The 19,787-nt window shown below is 69.4% G+C and carries 15 protein-coding genes and 1 tRNA gene; 9 read left to right on the plus strand and 7 right to left on the minus strand.

Features of this window, described 5'->3' with window-relative positions:
- The first annotated feature begins 83 nt into the window (after positions 1-83).
- From V8690_RS10090 to V8690_RS10115, 6 genes are all read left to right on the plus strand, one after another.
- Positions 84-956, plus strand: a complete 873-nt coding sequence (locus tag V8690_RS10090) for a trypsin-like serine protease (protein WP_338777485.1) — start codon at positions 84-86, stop codon at positions 954-956.
- Positions 957-1,559: 603 nt separating this feature from the next.
- On the plus strand, positions 1,560-2,789 hold the full coding sequence (locus V8690_RS10095; protein WP_338785309.1) for a branched-chain amino acid ABC transporter substrate-binding protein: 1,230 nt from the start codon (positions 1,560-1,562) through the stop codon (positions 2,787-2,789).
- Positions 2,790-2,927: 138 nt separating this feature from the next.
- Positions 2,928-3,857 (plus strand): branched-chain amino acid ABC transporter permease, encoded by a 930-nt coding sequence (locus tag V8690_RS10100; protein WP_059414409.1) that lies wholly within the window; start codon positions 2,928-2,930, stop codon positions 3,855-3,857.
- 5 nt (positions 3,858-3,862) lie between these two features.
- Positions 3,863-5,650 carry a branched-chain amino acid ABC transporter permease gene (locus tag V8690_RS10105; protein WP_338785310.1) on the plus strand — a complete coding sequence of 596 codons (1,788 nt, stop codon included), beginning with the start codon at positions 3,863-3,865 and terminating at the stop codon, positions 5,648-5,650.
- A gap of 5 nt (positions 5,651-5,655) precedes the next feature.
- Entirely contained in the window at positions 5,656-6,522 is an 867-nt protein-coding gene (locus tag V8690_RS10110) for an ABC transporter ATP-binding protein (protein WP_338777488.1), read from the plus strand.
- Positions 6,519-7,235 carry an ABC transporter ATP-binding protein gene (locus tag V8690_RS10115; RefSeq protein ID WP_338777489.1) on the plus strand — a complete coding sequence of 239 codons (717 nt, stop codon included), beginning with the start codon at positions 6,519-6,521 and terminating at the stop codon, positions 7,233-7,235. Before V8690_RS10110 ends, V8690_RS10115 begins: the two co-directional genes overlap by 4 nt.
- Positions 7,236-7,304: 69 nt before the next feature.
- On the opposite strand, the gene V8690_RS10120 is transcribed toward V8690_RS10115, so the two are convergent.
- Positions 7,305-7,961, minus strand: a complete 657-nt coding sequence (locus V8690_RS10120) for a response regulator (protein ID WP_031115650.1) — start codon at positions 7,959-7,961, stop codon at positions 7,305-7,307.
- Between the two features lie 103 nt (positions 7,962-8,064).
- Here V8690_RS10120 and V8690_RS10125 point away from each other — a divergent pair.
- Positions 8,065-8,139, plus strand: a tRNA-Leu gene (locus V8690_RS10125).
- A gap of 105 nt (positions 8,140-8,244) precedes the next feature.
- Positions 8,245-8,991: a helix-turn-helix domain-containing protein gene (locus V8690_RS10130; RefSeq protein WP_338777498.1), complete on the plus strand. Its 747-nt coding sequence runs from the start codon at positions 8,245-8,247 to the stop codon at positions 8,989-8,991.
- Between the two features lie 7 nt (positions 8,992-8,998).
- Here V8690_RS10130 and pyk read toward each other — a convergent pair whose 3' ends face one another.
- Entirely contained in the window at positions 8,999-10,435 is a 1,437-nt protein-coding gene (pyk, locus tag V8690_RS10135) for a pyruvate kinase (protein WP_338777499.1), read from the minus strand.
- Between the two features lie 156 nt (positions 10,436-10,591).
- Positions 10,592-11,311 carry an SIMPL domain-containing protein gene (locus V8690_RS10140; protein ID WP_338777501.1) on the minus strand — a complete coding sequence of 240 codons (720 nt, stop codon included), beginning with the start codon at positions 11,309-11,311 and terminating at the stop codon, positions 10,592-10,594.
- A gap of 161 nt (positions 11,312-11,472) precedes the next feature.
- Between V8690_RS10140 and V8690_RS10145 the strand changes: the two genes are divergently transcribed.
- Positions 11,473-13,278 carry a 5'-nucleotidase C-terminal domain-containing protein gene (locus tag V8690_RS10145; RefSeq protein ID WP_338777503.1) on the plus strand — a complete coding sequence of 602 codons (1,806 nt, stop codon included), beginning with the start codon at positions 11,473-11,475 and terminating at the stop codon, positions 13,276-13,278.
- A gap of 13 nt (positions 13,279-13,291) precedes the next feature.
- Here the strand turns inward: V8690_RS10145 and V8690_RS10150 are convergent, their stop codons facing one another.
- From V8690_RS10150 to pepN, 4 genes are all read right to left on the minus strand, one after another.
- Positions 13,292-14,758: a SidA/IucD/PvdA family monooxygenase gene (locus tag V8690_RS10150; RefSeq protein ID WP_338777504.1), complete on the minus strand. Its 1,467-nt coding sequence runs from the start codon at positions 14,756-14,758 to the stop codon at positions 13,292-13,294.
- Positions 14,755-16,161, minus strand: coding sequence for an aminotransferase class V-fold PLP-dependent enzyme (locus V8690_RS10155; protein ID WP_338777506.1), 1,407 nt, complete (start codon positions 16,159-16,161; stop codon positions 14,755-14,757). The genes V8690_RS10150 and V8690_RS10155 overlap by 4 nt, the downstream gene beginning before the upstream one ends.
- A 137-nt stretch (positions 16,162-16,298) precedes the next feature.
- Complete coding sequence (locus V8690_RS10160; RefSeq protein ID WP_338777508.1) at positions 16,299-17,129, minus strand: NAD(P)H-binding protein; 831 nt, start codon at positions 17,127-17,129, stop codon at positions 16,299-16,301.
- 113 nt (positions 17,130-17,242) lie between these two features.
- On the minus strand, positions 17,243-19,738 hold the full coding sequence (pepN, locus tag V8690_RS10165) for an aminopeptidase N (RefSeq protein WP_338777510.1): 2,496 nt from the start codon (positions 19,736-19,738) through the stop codon (positions 17,243-17,245).
- Positions 19,739-19,787 lie beyond the last annotated feature (49 nt).

The raw sequence follows: 19,787 nt of genomic DNA on the forward strand, positions 1-19,787 counted from the left end.
GTCGCGGCCGCCCCCGGGCGTTTCACTGACGACGCCCCACCCCCCACAGGAGTAGACCCGTCCCACCCCTAGAAGGGTTTCTCTTGACCTCCGTACGCGCCCTCGCCGTCACCGCCGCGGCCGGTGCCGCCGTGCTCGCCACCGCGCTGCCGTCGTCCGCCATCAACTCCTACAACGCCACTCCCGCCCCCGAACGCACCGAGGTCGGCGCGCTCGTGGCCTCCTGGGACGACGACGACAACCCCGCGACCCCCGACCGGGTCGACTGGGTCTGCTCCGGCACCATGATCGACGCGGACACCTTCCTGACCGCCGCGCACTGCACCACCGACTGGCCCGACAACGTGCGGTTCTACGTCTCCCTGGACCAGGACGTGCAGTCCGGGCTCGACGCGGCGGCGAAGAAGCACCCGGGCGACCCGGCCGCGCAGGCCGCCGCCGTCGCCGTCCAGGGCACCGCCCACTCGCACCCCGACTACCCGGGACCCGCCTCCGACACCCACGACATCGCGGTGGTCGAACTGCCCGCCGCCCAGGTCAAGGCACGCTGGAGCTTCACCCCCGCCACCCTGCCCACCGCGAACCAGCTCGGCAGGCTCGGCCCGCAGGGCCTGAACACCACCGACTGGCTCGTCGCCGGCTACGGCACCCAGGAGGCCGTCAACGGCCCCGGCGGCCAGACCCACCCCGGCGGCGGCGTCCGCATGAAGGCACCCGTCACCTTCAACGCCCTCAACGACTCCTGGGCCCGTCTGGCGATGACCGCCCCGCAAGGCAACGGAGGCGCCTGCTACGGCGACTCGGGCGGTCCCAACTTCGCCGTCATCGGCGGGCGGAACATCCTCGCCGCCACCACCATCACCGGCGACGCCCCCTGCTACGCGACCAACGTGACGTACCGCCTGGACACCCCCGGCGCCCGCGCCTTCCTGGCGCCGTTCGTGAAGCTCCCGTAACCCCGGGACGGCACCGGCCGCCCCGCACGAGCGACCGCCCCGCCGCAACGCGCACCGCGCGGAGCGGCGGGGCACCGCTCGCCTTCCCCCTCCTGCCCCACTGCCGCCCCTCGAGGCTGCGGCCATGAGCGGCACCGGGCCCGTCGAACCCGTCAACCCGCCGCGGAACAAAGCTGTTCGGAAATCCCCCTCGCTGCGGACCACCCTTTCTCTCCGTAACGCTCCGTAACACGCGCGCAATACAACACCACAGTCCTATCTCCGGCCGCGCCCACTCCCGGGGCCTTTCCGATCCGGTCCGCGCCGCCCGTACCCCGGCAATCACGAGATCTCACCCGCGGCCAACCGGAAGTGCGCGTTCTCAGAATGCGGACTTCGGAGAAAGCCCACCAAACCCACCGAGAGGGCCCTCCGCCGAAGCCGGGCATCCATCGCGTCATAACAAGAAAGTCACAAGCCAGCCCACGCCGCTGACCCTGCCTCCACACGGGCTTAGAGTCACGGCCAGTCACCGCTCCATCGGGAGTTCGGTATCAGCGCGGCACTCACCCCCCGACCAGGGCGGGCCTGCCTGTGAAAGGACTGATTGTGCGACAGCGTTCCTTGGTGATTCTTACCTCCGTTCTCACGACCGGAGCTCTGACTCTCACCGCCTGCGGCTCCCGAGACGACAGCGGTAACAAGAGCGGAGACAGCGGCGACGCCACCACGCTGACCATCGGCGTGGACGCGCCCCTGTCCGGTGAGAACTCCACCACCGGCCTCGGCATCCAGTACGGCGCCCAGATCGCCGTCGACGACGCCAACAAGAACAACTGGGTCCCGGGCGTGAAATTCAAGCTCAAGGCCCTGGACGACAAGGCGCAGCCCGCCACCGGCCAGTCCAACGCCACCAGCCTCACCGGCGACAAGACCGTCGTCGGCGCAGTCGGCCCGCTGAACTCCGGCGTCGCCCAGACGATGCAGCAGGTGTTCGCCTCGGCCAACATGGTCCAGATCTCCCCGGCCAACACCAACCCCGAGCTGACCCAGGGCAAGAACTGGCAGACGGACAAGAAGCGTCCCTACAAGACGTACTTCCGCACCGCCACCACCGACGAACTCCAGGGCAGCTTCGCCGCCGGCTACGCGTACAACGGCCTCAAGAAGAAGAAGGCCTTCGTCGTCGACGACAAGCAGACCTACGGCGCCGGCCTCGCGAAGATCTTCGCGGAGCAGTACAAGAAGTTCGGCGGCAGCGTCGTCGGCACCGACCACGTCAACACCGGCGACAAGGACTTCGGCTCCCTCGTCACGAAGATCAAGAACTCCGGTGCCGACCTGCTCTACTACGGCGGCCAGTACGACGAGTCCGCGCTGATCACCAAGCAGCTCAAGGACGCCGGCGTCAAGATCCCGCTCTTCGGCGGCGACGGCATGTTCGCCTCCACCTACATCGAGGCCGCCGGCAAGGCCTCCGAGGGCGACCTCGCCACCGCCATCGGCGTCCCCGCCGACACCCTGCCCGCCGCCAAGCAGTTCATCCAGACGTACAAGGACAAGGGCTACAAGGGCGACTACGGCGCCTACGGCGCCTACGCCTACGACGCCACCACGGCCATCATCAAGGCCGTCAAGGCCGCGGCCGACGCCAACGGCGGCAAGGTGCCCACCGACATCAACGACCTGCGCTCCAAGGTCGTCGACGGAGTCCAGAAGTCCGACTTCGAAGGCCTCACCGGCAAGATCTCCTTCGACCAGTACGGCGACACCACCAACAAGCAGCTGACGGTGTACCAGGTCGAAAAGGGTGCCTGGAAGGACGTCGAGACCGGCACCGCCGACCTCAAGTAGTCCCGGCCCCCCACTAGTGGCACCCGGGCCGCGCGGGAGGAGGACCCCGACCGCGCGGCCCGTTTTCACACCCCCACCCAGCACGCGACCACGCACGCATCCAGTGCACACGACCACCAGCGACATGGAGGCCATGCGGTGAACACCCTGCCGCAGCAGCTGGCCAACGGGCTGCTTCTCGGCTCGATGTACGGGCTGATAGCCATCGGCTACACGATGGTCTACGGCATCGTCCAGCTCATCAACTTCGCGCACGGCGAGATCTTCATGACCGGAGCGTTCGGCGCCCTCACGGTCTACTTCTACATCCTCCCCGACGGCACCTCGATGGCCCTCGCCGTACCCCTGATGCTCCTCGGCGGCGCCCTCGTGGCCATCCTCATCGCCGTCGGAGCGGAACGGTTCGCCTACCGGCCACTGCGCGGAGCACCACGACTGGCACCGCTCATCACGGCCATCGGCCTCTCCCTGGCGCTCCAGGAGGTCGTCCGCAACTTCTACCCCGGCGCCGACCGCGCCCGCGCCTTCCCCGGCCTCGACGCCACCCACGACATCGGCTCCGTCACCATCAAGGACGCCGACATCTTCCTCATCCTCGCCGCCGTCATCTGCATGGCCGCCCTCGCCTTCTTCGTGCGCCGCAGCCGCACCGGCCGCGCCATGCAGGCCACCGCGCAGGACCCCGACACCGCACAGCTGATGGGCATCGACACCAACCGCATCATCGTCATCGCCTTCGCCATCGGCGGCTTCTTCGCCGCCGTCGCCGCCGTCGCCTACGGCCTCAAGTACGGCAACGTCGACTACCGCATGGGCTTCCTCATGGGCCTCAAGGCGTTCACCGCGGCCGTCCTCGGCGGCATTGGCAACATCTACGGCGCCATGCTCGGCGGCGTCGTCCTCGGCATCGCCGAGACCCTCGCCTCCGCCTACATCGACGAGATCCCCGGTATGCACCTCTTCGGCGGTGGCTCCTGGAAGGACGTCTGGGCCTTCTGCCTGCTCATCATCGTCCTTCTCGTCAGGCCCCAGGGCCTGCTCGGCGAACGCGTCGCGGACAGGGCGTGATCTCGATGACCGACACCACCAAGACCACCCCCGCCGCCCGCGGACTCATCCCGCTCCCCCGCGCCGCGGCCCGCGCGCTCCTCCTCGCCGGAGGCATCGCCACCGCCGCCACCGCCTTCCTCGCCTGGACCTGGACCGACGAGTTCCCCGGCGACCTCACCATCAACGGCTACCCCGGCGGCCTGCAATGGCTCACCTTCGCCGCCGGCCTCCTCACCGCCCTCTTCGCCCTCGCCCTCTACGGCGTCCGCGGCACCGGCTGGCTCCTGCCCGCCCGCAACAACGCCCCCCTCACCCTCGCGGCCCTCGGCAGCTTCGGCACCACCTGGTTCACCGTCATCGCCATCAGCGTCGAACTCGGCGGCGTCGTCAACCTCGAACCCGGCGCCTGGGCAGCGGCCATCGCCTCCCTGCTGCCCGTCCTGGGCGCCTTCGCCCTCCCCCAACAGGGCATCGGCCAGGACAGCACCAGGGAAAGCCTGAAGGCGTACATCGCCAAGCCCGACGCGATCCCCGCACCCCAGCCCCTCTCCCCCTGGCTGGAACGCGCCGCCATCACCCTCGCCACCATCCTCGGCCTCGCCGTCTTCACCTACGGCATCGACACCGCGTACGGCGAACTCTTCATCGGCTACCTCATCGTCGTCGTCTTCTTCGTCTGGGCCATGCACACCGCCGGCCTCATGGACCGCTTCTCCCGCCTCGTCGCCCACAACCGCAGCTTCACGCTCGCCATGGGCTTCCTCGCGGCGATAGCGTTCCCCTTCACCCAGACCGACGACCACTACGCCAACATCGGCGTCAACATCCTGATCTTCGGGACCGTCGCCCTCGGCCTCAACATCGTCGTCGGCCTCGCCGGCCTCCTCGACCTCGGATACGTCGCCTTCCTCGGCGTCGGCGCCTACACCGCCGCCCTGGTCTCCGGCTCCGAGTTCTCCACCTTCTCCGGCGTCCAGTTCCCCTTCTGGGCCGCCGCCCTCACCGGCGCCGCCGCCTCCCTGATCTTCGGCGTCCTCATCGGCGCCCCGACCCTGCGGCTGCGCGGCGATTACCTCGCCATCGTCACCCTCGGCTTCGGAGAGATCTTCCGCATCGCCGTCAACAACATGGATGGCGACTCCGGCCCCGACGTCACCAACGGGCCCAACGGCATCCCGTCCATCCCCGACCTGAACATGTTCGGGTTCAACTTCGGCCAGGCCCACGACATCGGCGGATTCACCCTCGGCCGATTCGCCAACTACTACCTGCTGATGGTCCTCATCATGGCCATCGTGGTCCTGGTGTACACGCGTGCGGCGGACTCCCGCATCGGCCGCTCCTGGATCGCCATCCGCGAGGACGAGACCGCCGCCACCGCCATGGGCATCAACGGCTTCCGCGTCAAACTCGTCGCCTTCGCCCTCGGCGCCGCCCTCGCCGGCCTCGCCGGCACCGTCAGCGCCCACGTCACCTACAGCGTGGTCCCCACGCCGTACCAGTTCGCCGGCTCCACCCCGCCCAACTCCGCGTTCCTCCTGGCCGCGGTCGTCCTCGGCGGCATGGGCACGGTCGCCGGACCGCTCCTCGGCGCGGCCCTGCTCTACCTGCTCCCCGAGAAGCTGGTCTTCCTCCAGGACAAGTCGCTCCTCGCCTTCGGCATCGCGCTCATCCTGCTGATGCGCTTCCGCCCCGAAGGCATCATCGCCAACCGCCGGCGCCAGCTCGAATTCCACGAGACCGGCCAACTCGACGTACCCAAACAGACCACGCTGACCGACGAACCGGCCGTCACCAAGGCGGGGGCGTAACCATCATGACGACACCTGTACTCGAAGCCCGCGACGTCACGATGCGCTTCGGCGGCCTCACCGCCGTCCGCTCCGTCGACTTCACGGTCAACGCCGGCGAGATCGTCGGCCTCATCGGCCCCAACGGCGCCGGCAAGACCACCTTCTTCAACTGCCTCACCGGCCTGTACGTCCCGACCGAGGGCACGGTCTCCTACAAGGGCACCGTCCTGCCGCCCAAACCCCACCTGGTCACCCAGGCCGGCATCGCCCGGACCTTCCAGAACATCCGCCTGTTCGCCAACATGACGGTCCTGGAAAACGTCCTCGTCGGCCGCCACACGCGGACGAAGGAAGGACTGTGGTCAGCCCTCCTGCGCGGCCCCGGCTTCAAGAAGGCCGAACGCGCCAGCGAGGAACGCGCCATGGAACTCCTCGAGTTCATCGGCCTCGCCCACAAGCGCGACCACCTCGCCCGCAACCTCCCCTACGGCGAACAGCGCAAGCTGGAGATCGCACGCGCCCTGGCCTCCGAGCCCGGCCTGCTCCTGCTCGACGAGCCCACGGCCGGCATGAACCCCCAGGAGACACGGGCCACCGAAGAACTCGTCTTCGCCATCCGCGACAAGGGCGTCGCCGTCCTCCTCATCGAGCACGACATGCGCTTCGTCTTCAACCTCTGCGACCGCGTCGCCGTCCTCGTCCAGGGCGAGAAGCTCGTCGAAGGCACCTCCGAAGTCGTCCAGGCCGACGAACGCGTCATCGCCGCCTACCTCGGCGAACCCTTCGAAGGCGACCCCGGAGAGGCCGAAGCCGCGGAGGTCGAAGCAGCCGAGGCCGCGGCCGCCGACGCGCCCAGCACCGCCAGCAGCACCAAGGGAGAAGCCAAGTGACCGCACTCCTCGAGGTCGAAGACCTCCGGGTCTCCTACGGCAAGATCGAAGCCGTCAAAGGCATCTCCTTCAGCGTCGAGGCCGGCCAGGTCGTCACCCTCATCGGCACCAACGGCGCCGGCAAGACGACCACGCTGCGCACGCTGTCCGGCCTGCTGAAGCCCACCTCCGGAAAGATCGTCTTCGACGGCAAGCCCCTGACCGGGGTCCCCGCCCACAAGATCGTCTCACTGGGCCTCGCCCACTCCCCCGAAGGCCGGCACATCTTCCCCCGCCTCACCATCGCGGAGAACCTCCAGCTCGGCGCGTTCCTCCGCAAGGACAAGGAAGGCATCGAGAAGGACATCCAGCGCGCCTACGACCTCTTCCCCATCCTCGGGGAACGCCGTAAGCAAGCCGCGGGAACCCTCTCCGGCGGCGAGCAGCAGATGCTCGCCATGGGCCGCGCCCTGATGTCCCAGCCCAAGCTCCTCATGCTCGACGAGCCCTCCATGGGCCTCTCGCCGATCATGATGCAGAAGATCATGGCCACGATCTCCGAGCTGAAGTCCCAGGGCACGACCATCCTGCTCGTCGAACAGAACGCCCAGGCGGCGCTCTCGCTCGCCGACCAGGGCCACGTCATGGAAGTCGGCAACGTCGTCCTCTCCGGGACGGGGCAGGACCTGCTGCACGACGAGTCGGTGCGGAAGGCGTACCTCGGCGAGGACTGAGGTCCGGCCTGTACGTGCATACGAAGAGGCCCGCCCCCATTCGAAGGGGGCGGGCCTCTTGTTCCGCTCTCAGCCCTTGTTCGCCTTCTTCTCCTCGGCGTCCTGGATGACCGCCTCCGCGACCTGCTGCATCGACATCCGCCGGTCCATCGACGTCTTCTGGATCCACCGGAACGCGGCGGGCTCGGTCAGCCCGTACTCCGTCTGGAGGATCGACTTGGCCCGGTCCACGAGCTTGCGCGTCTCCAGCCGCAGCGTGAGGTCCGCGACCTCCTTCTCCAGCTCCTTCAGCTCCGTGAAACGCGAGACGGCCATCTCGATCGCCGGCACGACGTCCGTCTTGCTGAACGGCTTCACCAGATAGGCCATGGCACCCGCGTCCCGGGCCCGCTCCACGAGGTCGCGCTGCGAGAAGGCGGTCAGCATCAGCACCGGCGCGATGCTCTCCTCGGCGATCTTCTCCGCCGCGGAGATACCGTCCAGCTTCGGCATCTTCACGTCCAGGATCACCAGGTCGGGCCGGTGCTCACGAGCCAGCTCCACGGCCTGCTCCCCGTCCCCGGCCTCACCGACGACGGTGTAGCCCTCCTCCTCCAGCATCTCTTTGAGATCGAGCCGGATCAGGGCCTCGTCCTCGGCGATGACGACCCGCGTCGTCATCGGAGGCACGTGCGACTTGTCCTCATCAGGCACGTCAACAGGCTGGGGCGACTCGGGGGCGCTCACGTGGGCTCCTTGGTACGGGGCAGGCCGGTACTGCTCCCAAGAGCGTACCTAGCTGCGGTATGGTGGTCAGGCGGAGGGTCGAGGTCAACCTTCGATTCACCGGGCCCCGGTAGCCCAATTGGCAGCAGGCAATGGATTCAAAACCCATACAGTGTCGGTTCGAGTCCGACCCGGGGCACTTTTCCTTAGTTTCCAAGGTCACCACTTAGAAGTGGATGTCCACGTTCTCGTGAACATCCGCTTTTGCTGCGTGTCGACGTGATCACAGTCCCACAGTGGCCATATGTACGACCTCAGCACGCGCAAGCGAGCACTCGCGCTGGTAGCTCAGGGCCGCAGCCTGAACTCGGTGAGCCGCGAAACGGGCATCTCCCGGGCGGCGATCCGCTCCTGGCAGGACCGTCTCGAGCCGAGGACCCGACTGGCGCAGCCAGACCCCGGGCCGCCCGCCGACGAGGGCGCGTACGCCTACCTACTGGGCCTCTATCTCGGCGATGGCTGCATCAGCGGCCACCCCCGCGGCACCGGCTATTACCTGAGAATCGCGTGCGCGAACTCTTGGCCGGGTCTGATCGAAGCATGCGAAGGCGCCATGCGCACCATCAACCCGACCGGGTGCGCCTCTCGCGTTCAAGCACAGGGATACGTCTCAGTGGTCAGCTACAGCAGGCACTGGCCGTACCTCTTCCCCCAGCACGGGCCCGGCAAGAAACACGAACGCCGCATCGCCCTCGAACCCTGGCAACAGGTCATCGTCGACAACCACCCCTGGGAGTTCATCCGGGGGCTTATCCACTCCGACGGCTGCCGGATCACCAACTGGACGACCCGCCTCGTGGGCGGTGAGCGGAAGCGCTACGAATATCCCCGGTACTTCTTCACCAACCTCTCGGCCGACATCATCCGACTTTTTACCATCACCCTCGACCAGGTCGGCGTCGAATGGAAGCAGACCAACGCACGCAACATCTCCGTCGCCCGCAAAGCCTCCGTAGCCCTCATGGACGCCCACGTAGGACCCAAGTACTGACGACGCGCTACTTCGGGCTGTCGTCCTCGCCGATGTGGTGGACGCGGACCATGTTCGTCGAGCCGGAGACGCCGGGAGGGGAGCCGGCCGTGATGACAACCGTGTCGCCCTTTTGGCAGCGGCCGTAGCGCAGGAGCAGTTCGTCGACCTGGTCGACCATCGCGTCCGTGGAGTCCACGCATGGCCCGAGGAAGGTCTCGACGCCCCAGGTGAGGCTGAGTTGGGAGCGGGTGGCCTGGTCGGGGGTGAAGGCGAGGAGGGGGATCGGGGAGCGGTAGCGGGAGAGGCGGCGGGCTGTGTCGCCGGATTGAGTGAAGGCGACCAGGAATCGCGCGCCGAGGAAGTCGCCCATTTCGGCTGCCGCTCGGGCTACCGCGCCGCCCTGGGTGCGGGGTTTGTTGCGTTCCGTCAGGGGCGGGAGGCCTTTGGCCAGGATATCTTCCTCGGCCGCTTCGACGATGCGGGCCATGGTGGTGACCGTTTCGATCGCGTGTTTGCCGACGCTTGTTTCGCCGGAGAGCATGACGGCGTCTGTGCCGTCGATGACGGCGTTGGCGACGTCGGAGGCCTCCGCGCGGGTCGGGCGGGCGTTGTCGATCATCGAGTCGAGCATTTGTGTGGCGACGATGACGGGTTTGGCGTTGCGCTTGGCCAGTTTGATGGCGCGCTTTTGGACGATGGGGACCTGTTCCAGCGGCATTTCGACGCCGAGGTCTCCGCGCGCGACCATGATGCCGTCGAATGCCGCGACGATGTCGTCGATGTTCTCCACTGCCTGGGGTTTTTCGACCTTGGCGATGACGGGGAGGCGGCGGCCTTCCTCGTCCATGATGCGGTGGACGTCCTGGATGTCGCGGCCGGTGCGGACGAAGGAGAGGGCGATGACGTCGGCGCCGGTGCGCAGGGCCCAGCGGAGGTCGTCCTCGTCCTTTTTGGAGAGGGCGGGGACGGAGACGGCGGCGCCGGGGAGGTTGAGGCCCTTGTGGTCGGAGATGACGCCGCCTTCGACGACGGTGGTGTGGACGCTGGGGCCGTCGACCTCGGTGACTTCCAGGCAGACCTTGCCGTCGTCGACGAGGATGCGTTCGCCGGTGGTGACGTCGTCGGCGAGGCCGGCGTAGGTGGTGCCGCAGGTGGTGCGGTCGCCTTCGACGCCTTCTTCGACGGTGAGGGTGAAGGTGTCGCCGCGTTCGAGGAGTACGGGGCCTTCGGCGAAGCGGCCGAGCCGGATTTTCGGGCCTTGAAGGTCGGCGAGGACGCCGACGCTGCGGCCGGTTTCGTCGGCGGCCTTGCGTACCCGGTGGTAGCGCTCCTCGTGTTCGGCGTGTTCGCCGTGGCTGAGGTTGAAGCGTGCTACGTCCATTCCGGCGTCGACCAGGGCTTTGATCTGGTCGTACGAGTCGGTGGCGGGCCCAAGAGTGCAGACGATCTTTGCTCGGCGCATGGTCCGAGCCTATGAGTTACCGACCGGTAGAGAATTGGTCGAGCGTGACGACTCAACAGACTTTGAGTGAAGCGTTATTGACAAGCGTTGAATTGTGCGGCGGCGTGCTCCGATGAGCACCCCGGGGAATTCGGTCGGGTTCTCGAAACGGTCCGGCTAGAGCTGCGGCGGCACCATCGTGAAGCGGGCGTTGATCTGGGCGTGGACCCGCTGGCGTTGGGGTTCGAGGTCGAGGGGGGCCGCCGGGGCGGCCTCGGCGGCGCTGCCGAAGGCGGCGGAGCGTGCGCGGCCGGGGGCCTGGGGGTAGGGCGGCTGGGTGTTCTCGGCGCCGATGTCGGCGAGTTCGACGAGGGAGGCGAGGGTGGTGCCGAGGGCCTCGGCGTATTCGCGGGCGCGCTGGACGGCTTCCTGTACGGCCTTCTTGCGGGCTTCGCGGTGGGCGGGTGAGTCGGGGCGCAGGGCCCACCAGGGGCCGTCGACGCGGGTGAGTTCGAGGTCGGCGAGGCGGGTGGTGAGTTCGCCGAGGGCGGTGAAGTCGGTGAGTTCGGCGGTGACGTGGACGGTGCCGTGGTAGGTGCGGACGCGTTCGCCGCGGCCGTGTTTGGTGAGTTCGGGGGTGATGGAGAAGGCGCCGGTCTCCAGGCGTTCGACGGCGTCGCCGTAGGACTTGACGAGGTCGAGGACGCCGGTGTTGCGGTGGGTGAGGTCGTCGAGGGCGGAGCGGCGGTCGCGGCCGCGGGCGGCGATGGTGATGCCTATGCGGGCGATCTCGGGGTCGACTTCGAGGCGGGCCTCGCCGCGGACGGCGATGCGGGGGGCGTCGGGCGTGCCGTAGGGGACGGCGGGCTGGGAGGCGTCTGACGTGGGTGCGGTCATACGTCCCACTCTGTCATGTCTTGGCTGGCCACAGGCGTGGAGCGGGCGGGCCGAGTCATCAGATCGCAACCTGTTGGGGCTGTTGCGGCCGGTCATGAGCGGGTCAGAATCTACGCGCGTTATCTACGCGCGTCGTTCACAGATTCCTCGAGGAGCCAGACATGCCGTTGAACCGCCGGAAGTTCCTGGAGAAGTCCGCCGTGACCGGGGCGGGGGTGGCGCTGGCCGGTGCGGTCCCGGCGCCGGGTGCGCAGGCGGCCGAGGCGCGCGAGGGCGAGCGGGGTGTGAAGCGGTACGCCTTCACCGTGCTGGGGACGACGGACCTGCACGGCAATGTCTTCAACTGGGACTACTTCACGGACAAGGAGTTCGACGACAGGGACCACAACGACGTCGGTCTGGCCAAGGTCTCGACTCTGGTGAACCGTGTCCGCGAGGAGAAGGGCCGCCGCAACACGCTGTTGATCGACGCGGGCGACACCATCCAGGGCACGCAGTTGTCGTACTACTACGCGAAGGTCGACCCGATCACGGCCGAGGGCGGCCCGGTGCACCCGATGGCGCAGGCGATGAACGCCATGGGCTACGACGCGGCGGCGCTGGGCAACCACGAGTTCAACTACGGCATCCCGGTGCTGCGGAAGTTCGAGCAGCAGTGCCGTTTCCCGCTGCTGGGGGCGAACGCGCTGGACGCGAAGACGCTGCGGCCGGCGTTCGCGCCGTACAGCATGCACCGGCTGCGCACGCCGTTCGGGCGGGATGTGAAGGTGGCGGTGCTGGGTCTGACGAACCCGGGGATCGCGATCTGGGACAAGGCGAACGTGCAGGGGAAGATGACGTTCCCGGGTCTGGAGGAGCAGGCGGCGAAGTGGGTGCCGAAGCTGCGGTCGATGGGCGCGGACGTCGTCATCGTGTCGGCGCACAGTGGTTCGTCGGGGACGTCGTCCTACGGTGACCAGCTGCCGTACATCGAGAACGCGGCGGGGCTGGTGGCGGAGCAGGTGCCGGGCATCGACGCGATCCTGGTCGGGCACGCGCACACGGAGATTCCCGAGTACTTCGTGACGAACAAGAGGACGGGCAAGCAGGTCGTGCTGTCCGAGCCGCTGAAGTGGGGGCAGCGGCTGACGCTCTTCGACTTCGAGCTGGTCTGGGAGAAGGGCTGCTGGAAGGTCGAGAAGGTGGGCGCTCAGGTCCTGAACTCCAACACCGTGGAGGAGGACCCGAAGATCGTGGCGCTGCTGTCGGACGAGCACGAGAAGGTCGTGGCGTACGTCAACCAGGTCATCGGCACGAACGCGGCGGAGATGACGTCGGCCGAGGCGCCGTACAAGGATGTACCGATCATCGATCTGATCAACCACATCCAGGCGGACACGGTGAAGCGGGCCCTGGCGGGCACGGAGCACGCCGCGCTGCCGGTGCTGTCGCAGGCGGCGTGCTTCTCGCGCTCCGCACGGATTCCGGCGGGCGAGGTGACGATCCGGGACGTGGCGGGTCTGTATGTCTTCGAGAACACGCTGGAGGCGCGTCTGATGACAGGTGCGCAGATGAAGGCGTATCTGGAGTTCTCGGCGAACTACTTCGTGCAGACGGCGCCGGGTGCTCCGGTGGATCCGGCGAAGCTGACCAACGCGAACGGCACGCCGGACTACAACTACGACGTGGTGAGCGGTCTTTCGTACGAGATCGACATCGCGAAGCCGGCCGGTTCGCGGGTGACGAATGTGCGGTTCGAGGGGCAGCCCCTCGCGGACGACGCGACGTTCGTGTTCGCGGTGAACAACTACCGGGCCAACGGCGGCGGCAACTTCCCGCACGTCGCCGCCGCGCGGTTGCTGTGGTCGAACTCGGACGAGATCCGCAACACCATGATCGCCTGGGTGAAGGCGAAGGGGGCCATCGATCCGGCCGGGTTCGCGGCGGTGGACTGGAAGCTCACGCGGAACGGCACGCCCGTCTTCTGAGCCGCGGGCTTCGTCACCTTCGGTCGACGAGCGGGGTGAGTGCCGGTGCCTCGCGGGGCGGCGGGACCTGCTGCCGCGGTGTGAGGCCGAAGGTGGTGAAGGCGGTGCGGCGCGGGAGTGCGTACGCCTCCCTGCCGGTCAGGGAGTTGAGGATGGTCGCGCTGCGCCAGGCGGCGAGGCCGAGGTCCGGGGCGCCGACGCCGTGGGTGTGTGTCTCGGCGTTCTGGACGTACGCCGTGCCGGTGACGGACGGGTCGAGGACGAGGCGGTGGTCCTCGTCGATGCGCGGCCGTTCCTGGCTGTCGCGGCGCATGTAGGGGTCGAGGCCGGCGAGGATGCGGTCGAGGGGGCGTTCGCGGTAGCCGGTGGCGAGGACGACGGCGTCGGTGGTGAGGCGGGAGCGGCTGTCCTGCGGGCCGTGTTCCAGATGCAGTTCGACTTTGGTCGTGGCGACGCGGCCGGCGGTGCGGACGCGGACGCCTGGGGTGAGCACGGCGTCGGGCCAGCCGCCGTGGAGGGTGCGGCGGTAGAGCTCGTCGTGGATGGCGGCGATGGTGGTGGTGTCGATGCCCTGGTGCAGTTGCCACTGTCCGGCGACGAGCCGGTCGCGGGCGGGCTCGGGCAGGGCGTGGAAGTAGCGGGTGTGGTCGGGGGTGAAGTGCTCCAGGCCGAGCTTGGAGTACTCCATCGGTGCGAAGGACTCGGTGCGGCCCAGCCAGTGGAGCTTCTCGCGCCCCGCGGGCCTGCCCCGCAGCAGGTCGAGGAAGATCTCGGCGCCGGACTGTCCGATGCCGACGACGGTGACGTGCTCGGCGGCGAGGAGGTCCGCGCGGTGGTCGAGGTAGTCGGCGGCGTGCACGACGGGCACGCCGGGGGCTTCGACGAGGGGTTTGAGGGGGTCTGGGACGTAGGGTTCGGTGCCGATGCCGAGGACGACGTTGCGCGCGTAGGTACGGCCGAGGGCTTCTGCTTCTCCGTCGGTGTCGAGCTGGGTGAAGTCGACCTCGAAGACGTCTCGTTCGGGGTTCCAGCGGACGGCGTCGACCTGGTGGCCGAAGTGCAGCGCGGGGAGGTTCTCGCAGACCCAGCGGCAGTAGGCGTCGTACTCGGCGCGCTGGATGTGGAAGCGCTCGGCGAAGTAGAAGGGGAAGAGCCGCTCGCGGGACCTGAGGTAGTTGAGGAAGGTCCAGGGGCTGGTGGGGTCGGCGAGGGTCACCAGGTCGGCGAGGAACGGGACTTGGATGGTGGCGCCCTCGATGAGCAAACCGGAGTGCCAGCCGAAGGCCGGGCGCTGTTCGTAGAAGGCGGTGTCGAGTTCGCCGAGCGGGTGGGCGAGCGCGGCGAGGGACAGGTTGAACGGGCCGATGCCGATGCCGACCAGGTCGCGGGGTGCGTCGGGCTCGTGGTGCGGGTGCTGGGGCGGGGTGGCCGGGGCGGGGTTCGGCTTGCCGTGCGGCTGGGGACGCGGCGCGGGGTTCATCGGGGGGTGTGTCCTTCCACGAGTGTCGCTTGCCGCGCTGCCACGAGGTGCAGCAGCGCGGCCAGGTCGTCGGGTTCGGTGGCGGGGTTGAGGAAGGTGGCCTTGAGCCAGAGCCGGCCGTCGAGGCGGGCCCGGCCGAGGACGGCGCGGCCGTCGGTGAGGAGTGCGCGGCGTACGACGGCCACGGTGTCGTCGGTGGCGCCCTGGGGCCGGAACAGGACCGTGCTGATGGCGGGCCGGGTGCGGAGTTCGAAGCCGGGGTGCTCGTCGACGAGGGCGGCGAACTCCCGGGCCCGGGCGCAGACCTGGTCGACGAGCGTGCCGAGGCCGTTGCGGCCGAGGGTCTTGAGGGTGACGGCGAGTTTGAGGACGTCGGGGCGTCGGGTGGTGCGCAGGGACCGGCCGAGAAGGTCCGGCAGGCCGGCCTCGGTGTCGTCGTCGGCGTTGAGGTAGTCGGCGCGGTGCCGCAGGGCGGTGAGGTCGTGGGGGTTCTTGACGGCCAGGATGCCGGCGGCGACCGGCTGCCAGCCGAGTTTGTGCAGGTCGAGGGTGACGGTGTCGGCGGTGTCGAGCCCTGCGAGCCGGTTGCGGTGGCGGTCGCTGAAGAGGAGGCCTCCGCCGTAGGCGGCGTCGATGTGCAGCCGGGCGCCGTGGGCCGCGCAGCGAGCGGCGATCTCGGGCAGGGGGTCGATGAGTCCGGCGTCGGTGGTGCCGGCCGTGACGGCGACGAGCAGCGGGCCGGGCAGCTGGGTGAGGGCTTCGTCGAGCGCGGCGGGGTGGAGCGTGCCGGCCGGGGCGGGTACGACGACGGGTTCGGGCAGTCCGAGCAGCCAGGCGGCCCGGGCCAGCGAGTGGTGGGCGTTCGCCCCGCACACCAGCCGCACGGATCCGCCGTAGGCCTCCCGTGCGAGGAGGAGGGCGAGCTGGTTGGACTCGGTGCCGCCGGTGGTGATCAGGGAGCCGGGGTCCGTGCCCGGGTCTGCCCCGGGCCCGTAGATCTCCCTGGCCAGTTCCCCCGCCACCAGCTGCTCCAGTTCCGATGCCGCCGGGGCCTGGTCCCAGGAGTCGAGGGAGGGGTTGAGGGCGGAGGCGGCGAGGTCGGCTGCGGTGGCGATGGCCAGGGGCGGGCAGTGGAGGTGGGCGGCGCACAGGGGGTGTGCCGGGTCGGCGGCGCCCTCGGCGAACGCGCGGACCAGGGTGCGCAGGGCGCGCGGGTCGCCCTGGCGGGGCAGGGCCTCCCCCACCGCCTCCCGCAGCCGGGCCGCGACGACGTCCGGCCCGCCCGCCGGCAGCGGCCCGCCGCGCGCCCGGGTGCCCTCGTCCAGCGCTTGGAGCACGGTGTCGAGCAACGGCCGCAGGGCGCGGGGGCCTTCGGGGCCTGAGGCGAGGGGTGGCGTGCTCATGGGCGTTCCTCCGGGGAGCGGGGCGACGCGCCCGGAAAGCTCAACGACCGGACCCGGAGGGAGGTACTTCCGTACGGGAGAACCGGATGGAGGTACTTCCGTACGGGAATACCCGTGGAAGGGTTCCGGACCGTGTGTCAGCCCTTGAAGTCGTCCACGTGGTCCTCGGCCCAGGCCGCGAAGGGACGGGCCTGGCCGGTGATCTCCCCTACCGTGCCGGTGGTTTCCGGTGGTGTGCCGACCGACTCGGCGAAGGTGTCCATCAGGGCCCGGAGCATGCCCGGCGGGACGTGCGGGAACAGTTCGGGGCCCGCCTCGTCCGGTGAGATCTCGGTGAAGCGCAGCTCGCGGCCGAGGGCCCGGCCGATCGCCGCGACCTGCCCGGAGTTGGTGATCGCCTCGGGCCCGGTGAGGCGGTGGGCCGCGCCCTCGTGGCCGTCGTCGAGGAGGGCGCGTTCGGCGACGGCGGCGATGTCGTCCTCGTGGATGGGGGCGGACTGCCCGTCGGCGAAGATGCCTCGGACGGTGTCGCCGGTGCGGATCTGCGGGGCCCACTGGAAGGCGTTGGCGGCGAATGCGTTGGGGCGCAGGAAGGTCCACTCCAGACCGCTGTCGCGAACCTGCTGCTCGGCGGTGGCGTGCATGACGTGGATGGGGTGGGTCTCGTCGGCGCCGGAGCCGATGATCCCGGAGGACAGCAGGACCACGTGACGCACTCCGGCGGCACGGGCCGCGGCCAGGAGGGCGGCCGTGCGGTCGCCGCCCGCCTGGACGTACAGGAACAGCTTGGTGGCGCCTTCGAACTGGACGGCCGGCTCGTCGAGGTCGAGTCGTACCGTCTCGGTGCCCGCGGGCAGGCGGGCACGTTGCGGGTCGCGGGTGAGCGCCCGCACGGGCTGTCCGGCGGCGGCGAGGCGTTCGGCAAGGGCACGACCGACGTTTCCGGTGGGGCCGGTCGCTACGATCACGAAGGGCTCCTCGGGCTTGATCGTCCTTGTCTGCCCGAGGCTACGAAGGGCGACCGGCCCGCCGCATCGTCGAAAGGGACCAGCCGCCCCGCCCGCGGCCTATGCCGTCGGTCCTAGACCTCCTTGCCCTGGCGGACCCGCAGCGCCCGTGCCAGATCGTCGAGTTGGTCGGCGAGCTTGCGGCGCAGCGCCGGGATCGGTGCGGCGTCGCGCAGGCACTCCTCGCCGAGGCGGAGGGTCTCGGGGTCGACGGCGTGCGCGGGGAAGGCCCAGCGGCCGGCGGCTTCGGCGATGGCGGGGCCGCGGCGGTCGGCGACGTCGACCGCGTCCGTGTAGTAGCGGGGAACGTACGCGCGTACCAGGTCGGCCTGTTCGGGCTGCCAGAAGCCCTGGGCGGTGGCGGTGAACAGGTAGTTGGACAGGTGGTCGGAGGCGAACATCTCCTGCCAGGCGCGAGCCTTGGCCTCCGGGTCGGGCAGGGCGGCCCGGCAGCGGGCGGCGCCTTCCAGGCCGGTGGCGCTCGGGTCGCGTTCCAGTTCGGCGGCGATGGCGGCCTCGTCGGTGGCGCCGAGGACGGCGAGCCTGCCCAGGACGCGCCAGCGCAGCTCGGGGTCGAGCTCCGGGCCGCCGGGCACGGTGCCGTCGGTGAGCCAGGCGGCGATGGTGTCCGGGTGGGCGGTGACGTCGATGCGGTGGCGTACGGCGATCAGGCGCAGACCGGGGTTGTCGCCGTCCTCGGTGCGGCGGATGAGGTCGCGGCACAGCTCGGAGAGTGTGGCGAGTGCGGTGGGCCGCTCCTCGGGCGTGATGTAGCGGTCGGTGATGTACGTGGACGCGAAGGCGAGCACGCCCTGGACGATCGCGAGGTCGGTCTCCAGAGGGAGATGGGTCCGGGCGGTCTCCAGGTAGGCGGCGGGCGCCAGTTCGCCGTCGCGGACGGCGTCGCGCAGGGCGTTCCAGACGACCGCGCGGGTGAGGGGTTCGGGCAGGCCGGACAGGTCCTTGCGGATGGTCTCGAAGGACTCGGGGTCGAAGCGGACCTTGGCGTAGCTGAGGTCGCCGTCGTTGAGGAGGAGCAGCGCGGGGCGCTTGCCGATGGGCTGGGCGCCGGTCCGCGGCAGGTCCAGGTGGAGGCGTTCGCGCAGGACGAGGTGTCCGCCGTCGTCGCCGAGGTCCCGGTCGTAGAGGCCAACGGCGATGCGGTGCGGGCGGCTGCCGGTGCGGTCGACGGTGAGGGCACAGGTGCCGTTCTCGCCGGGGGCGATGCGTGGGGTGAGGGTGTCGACGCCGGTCGTGCGCAGCCAGGCGTCGGCCCAGGCGTGGACGTCGCGTTCGGTGGCGCCGGCGAGGGAGTCGATGAAATCGGCGAGGGTGGCGTTGGCGAACCTGTGCCGGGCGAAGTGGGTGTTGATGCCGGCCAGGAAGTCCTTGTCGCCGAGCCAGGCGACCAGTTGCCGCAGGGCGCTGGCGCCCTTGGCGTAGGAGATGCCGTCGAAGTTGAGCAGCGCGGAGGCGGTGTCGTCGACTGCTTCGGGGGCGACGGGGTGGGTGGTGGGGCGCTGGTCTGCGTCGTAGCCCCAGGTCTTGCGGTTGACGCCGAAGTCGGTCCAGGTGTCGGTGAAGCGGGTGGCCTCGGTGAGGGTCTGGTAGCCCATGTACTCGGCGAAGGACTCGTTCAGCCAGATGTCGTCCCACCACTTGAGGGTGACGAGGTCGCCGAACCACATGTGGGCCATCTCGTGGGCGATGACCATGGCGCGGGTCTGGCGTTCGGTGTCGGTGACGGCGGAGCGGTAGACGAACTCGTCGCGGAAGGTGACCAGTCCGGGGTTCTCCATGGCGCCCGCGTTGAACTCGGGGACGAAGGCCTGGTCGTAGGAGTCGAAGGGGTACGGCTCGTCGAACTTCTCGTGGTAGCGGTCGAAGCACGCGCGCGTGATGTCGAGGAGCTCGTCGGCGTCGGTGTCCAGGTAGGGGGCCAGCGAGCGGCGGCAGTGCAGGCCGAAGGGCAGGCCGCGGTGCTCGGTGCGCACGGAGTGCCAGGGGCCCGCGGCGACGGCGACGAGGTAGGTGGAGATCAGCGGGGTGGCGGCGGCTTTCCAGAGGCCGTCGCCGGTGTGCTCGGTGATGCCGTTGGCGAGGACGGTCCAGCCCTGCGGGGCCTTCACCGACAGTTCGAAGACGGCTTTCAGGTCGGGCTGGTCGAAGGCGGCGAAGACGCGCTGGACGTCCTCCATGAACAGTTGGGTGTAGACGTAGGTCTCGCCGTCGGTGGGGTCGGTGAAGCGGTGCATGCCCTCGCCGGTGCGGGAGTAGCGCATGTGCGCGTGCACGCGCAGTTCGTGCTCGCCGGCGGTGAGGTTCTTCAGGGGCAGCCGGTTGCCGTCCAGGGCTTCCGGGTCCAGGGGTTGTCCGTCGAGGGTGGCGGAGCGCAGCTCGGCGGGCCTGACCTCGACGAAGGTGTCCCCGTCCGCGCGGGCGCTGAACCTGATCAGGGTGCGGGAGTCGAAGGTCTCGTTCCCGGTGGTCAGGTCGAGTTCGATCGTGTAGCGGTGGACGTCGAGGAGCCCTGCTCGGGTCTGCGCTTCGTCGCGCGTCAGTACGGACATGCAGGACATGCTGCCTGATGGCACCGGCACGGCACAGAGGCGGATCGGT

Source organism: Streptomyces sp. DG1A-41 (assembly GCF_037055355.1).
GTDB lineage: Bacteria > Actinomycetota > Actinomycetes > Streptomycetales > Streptomycetaceae > Streptomyces.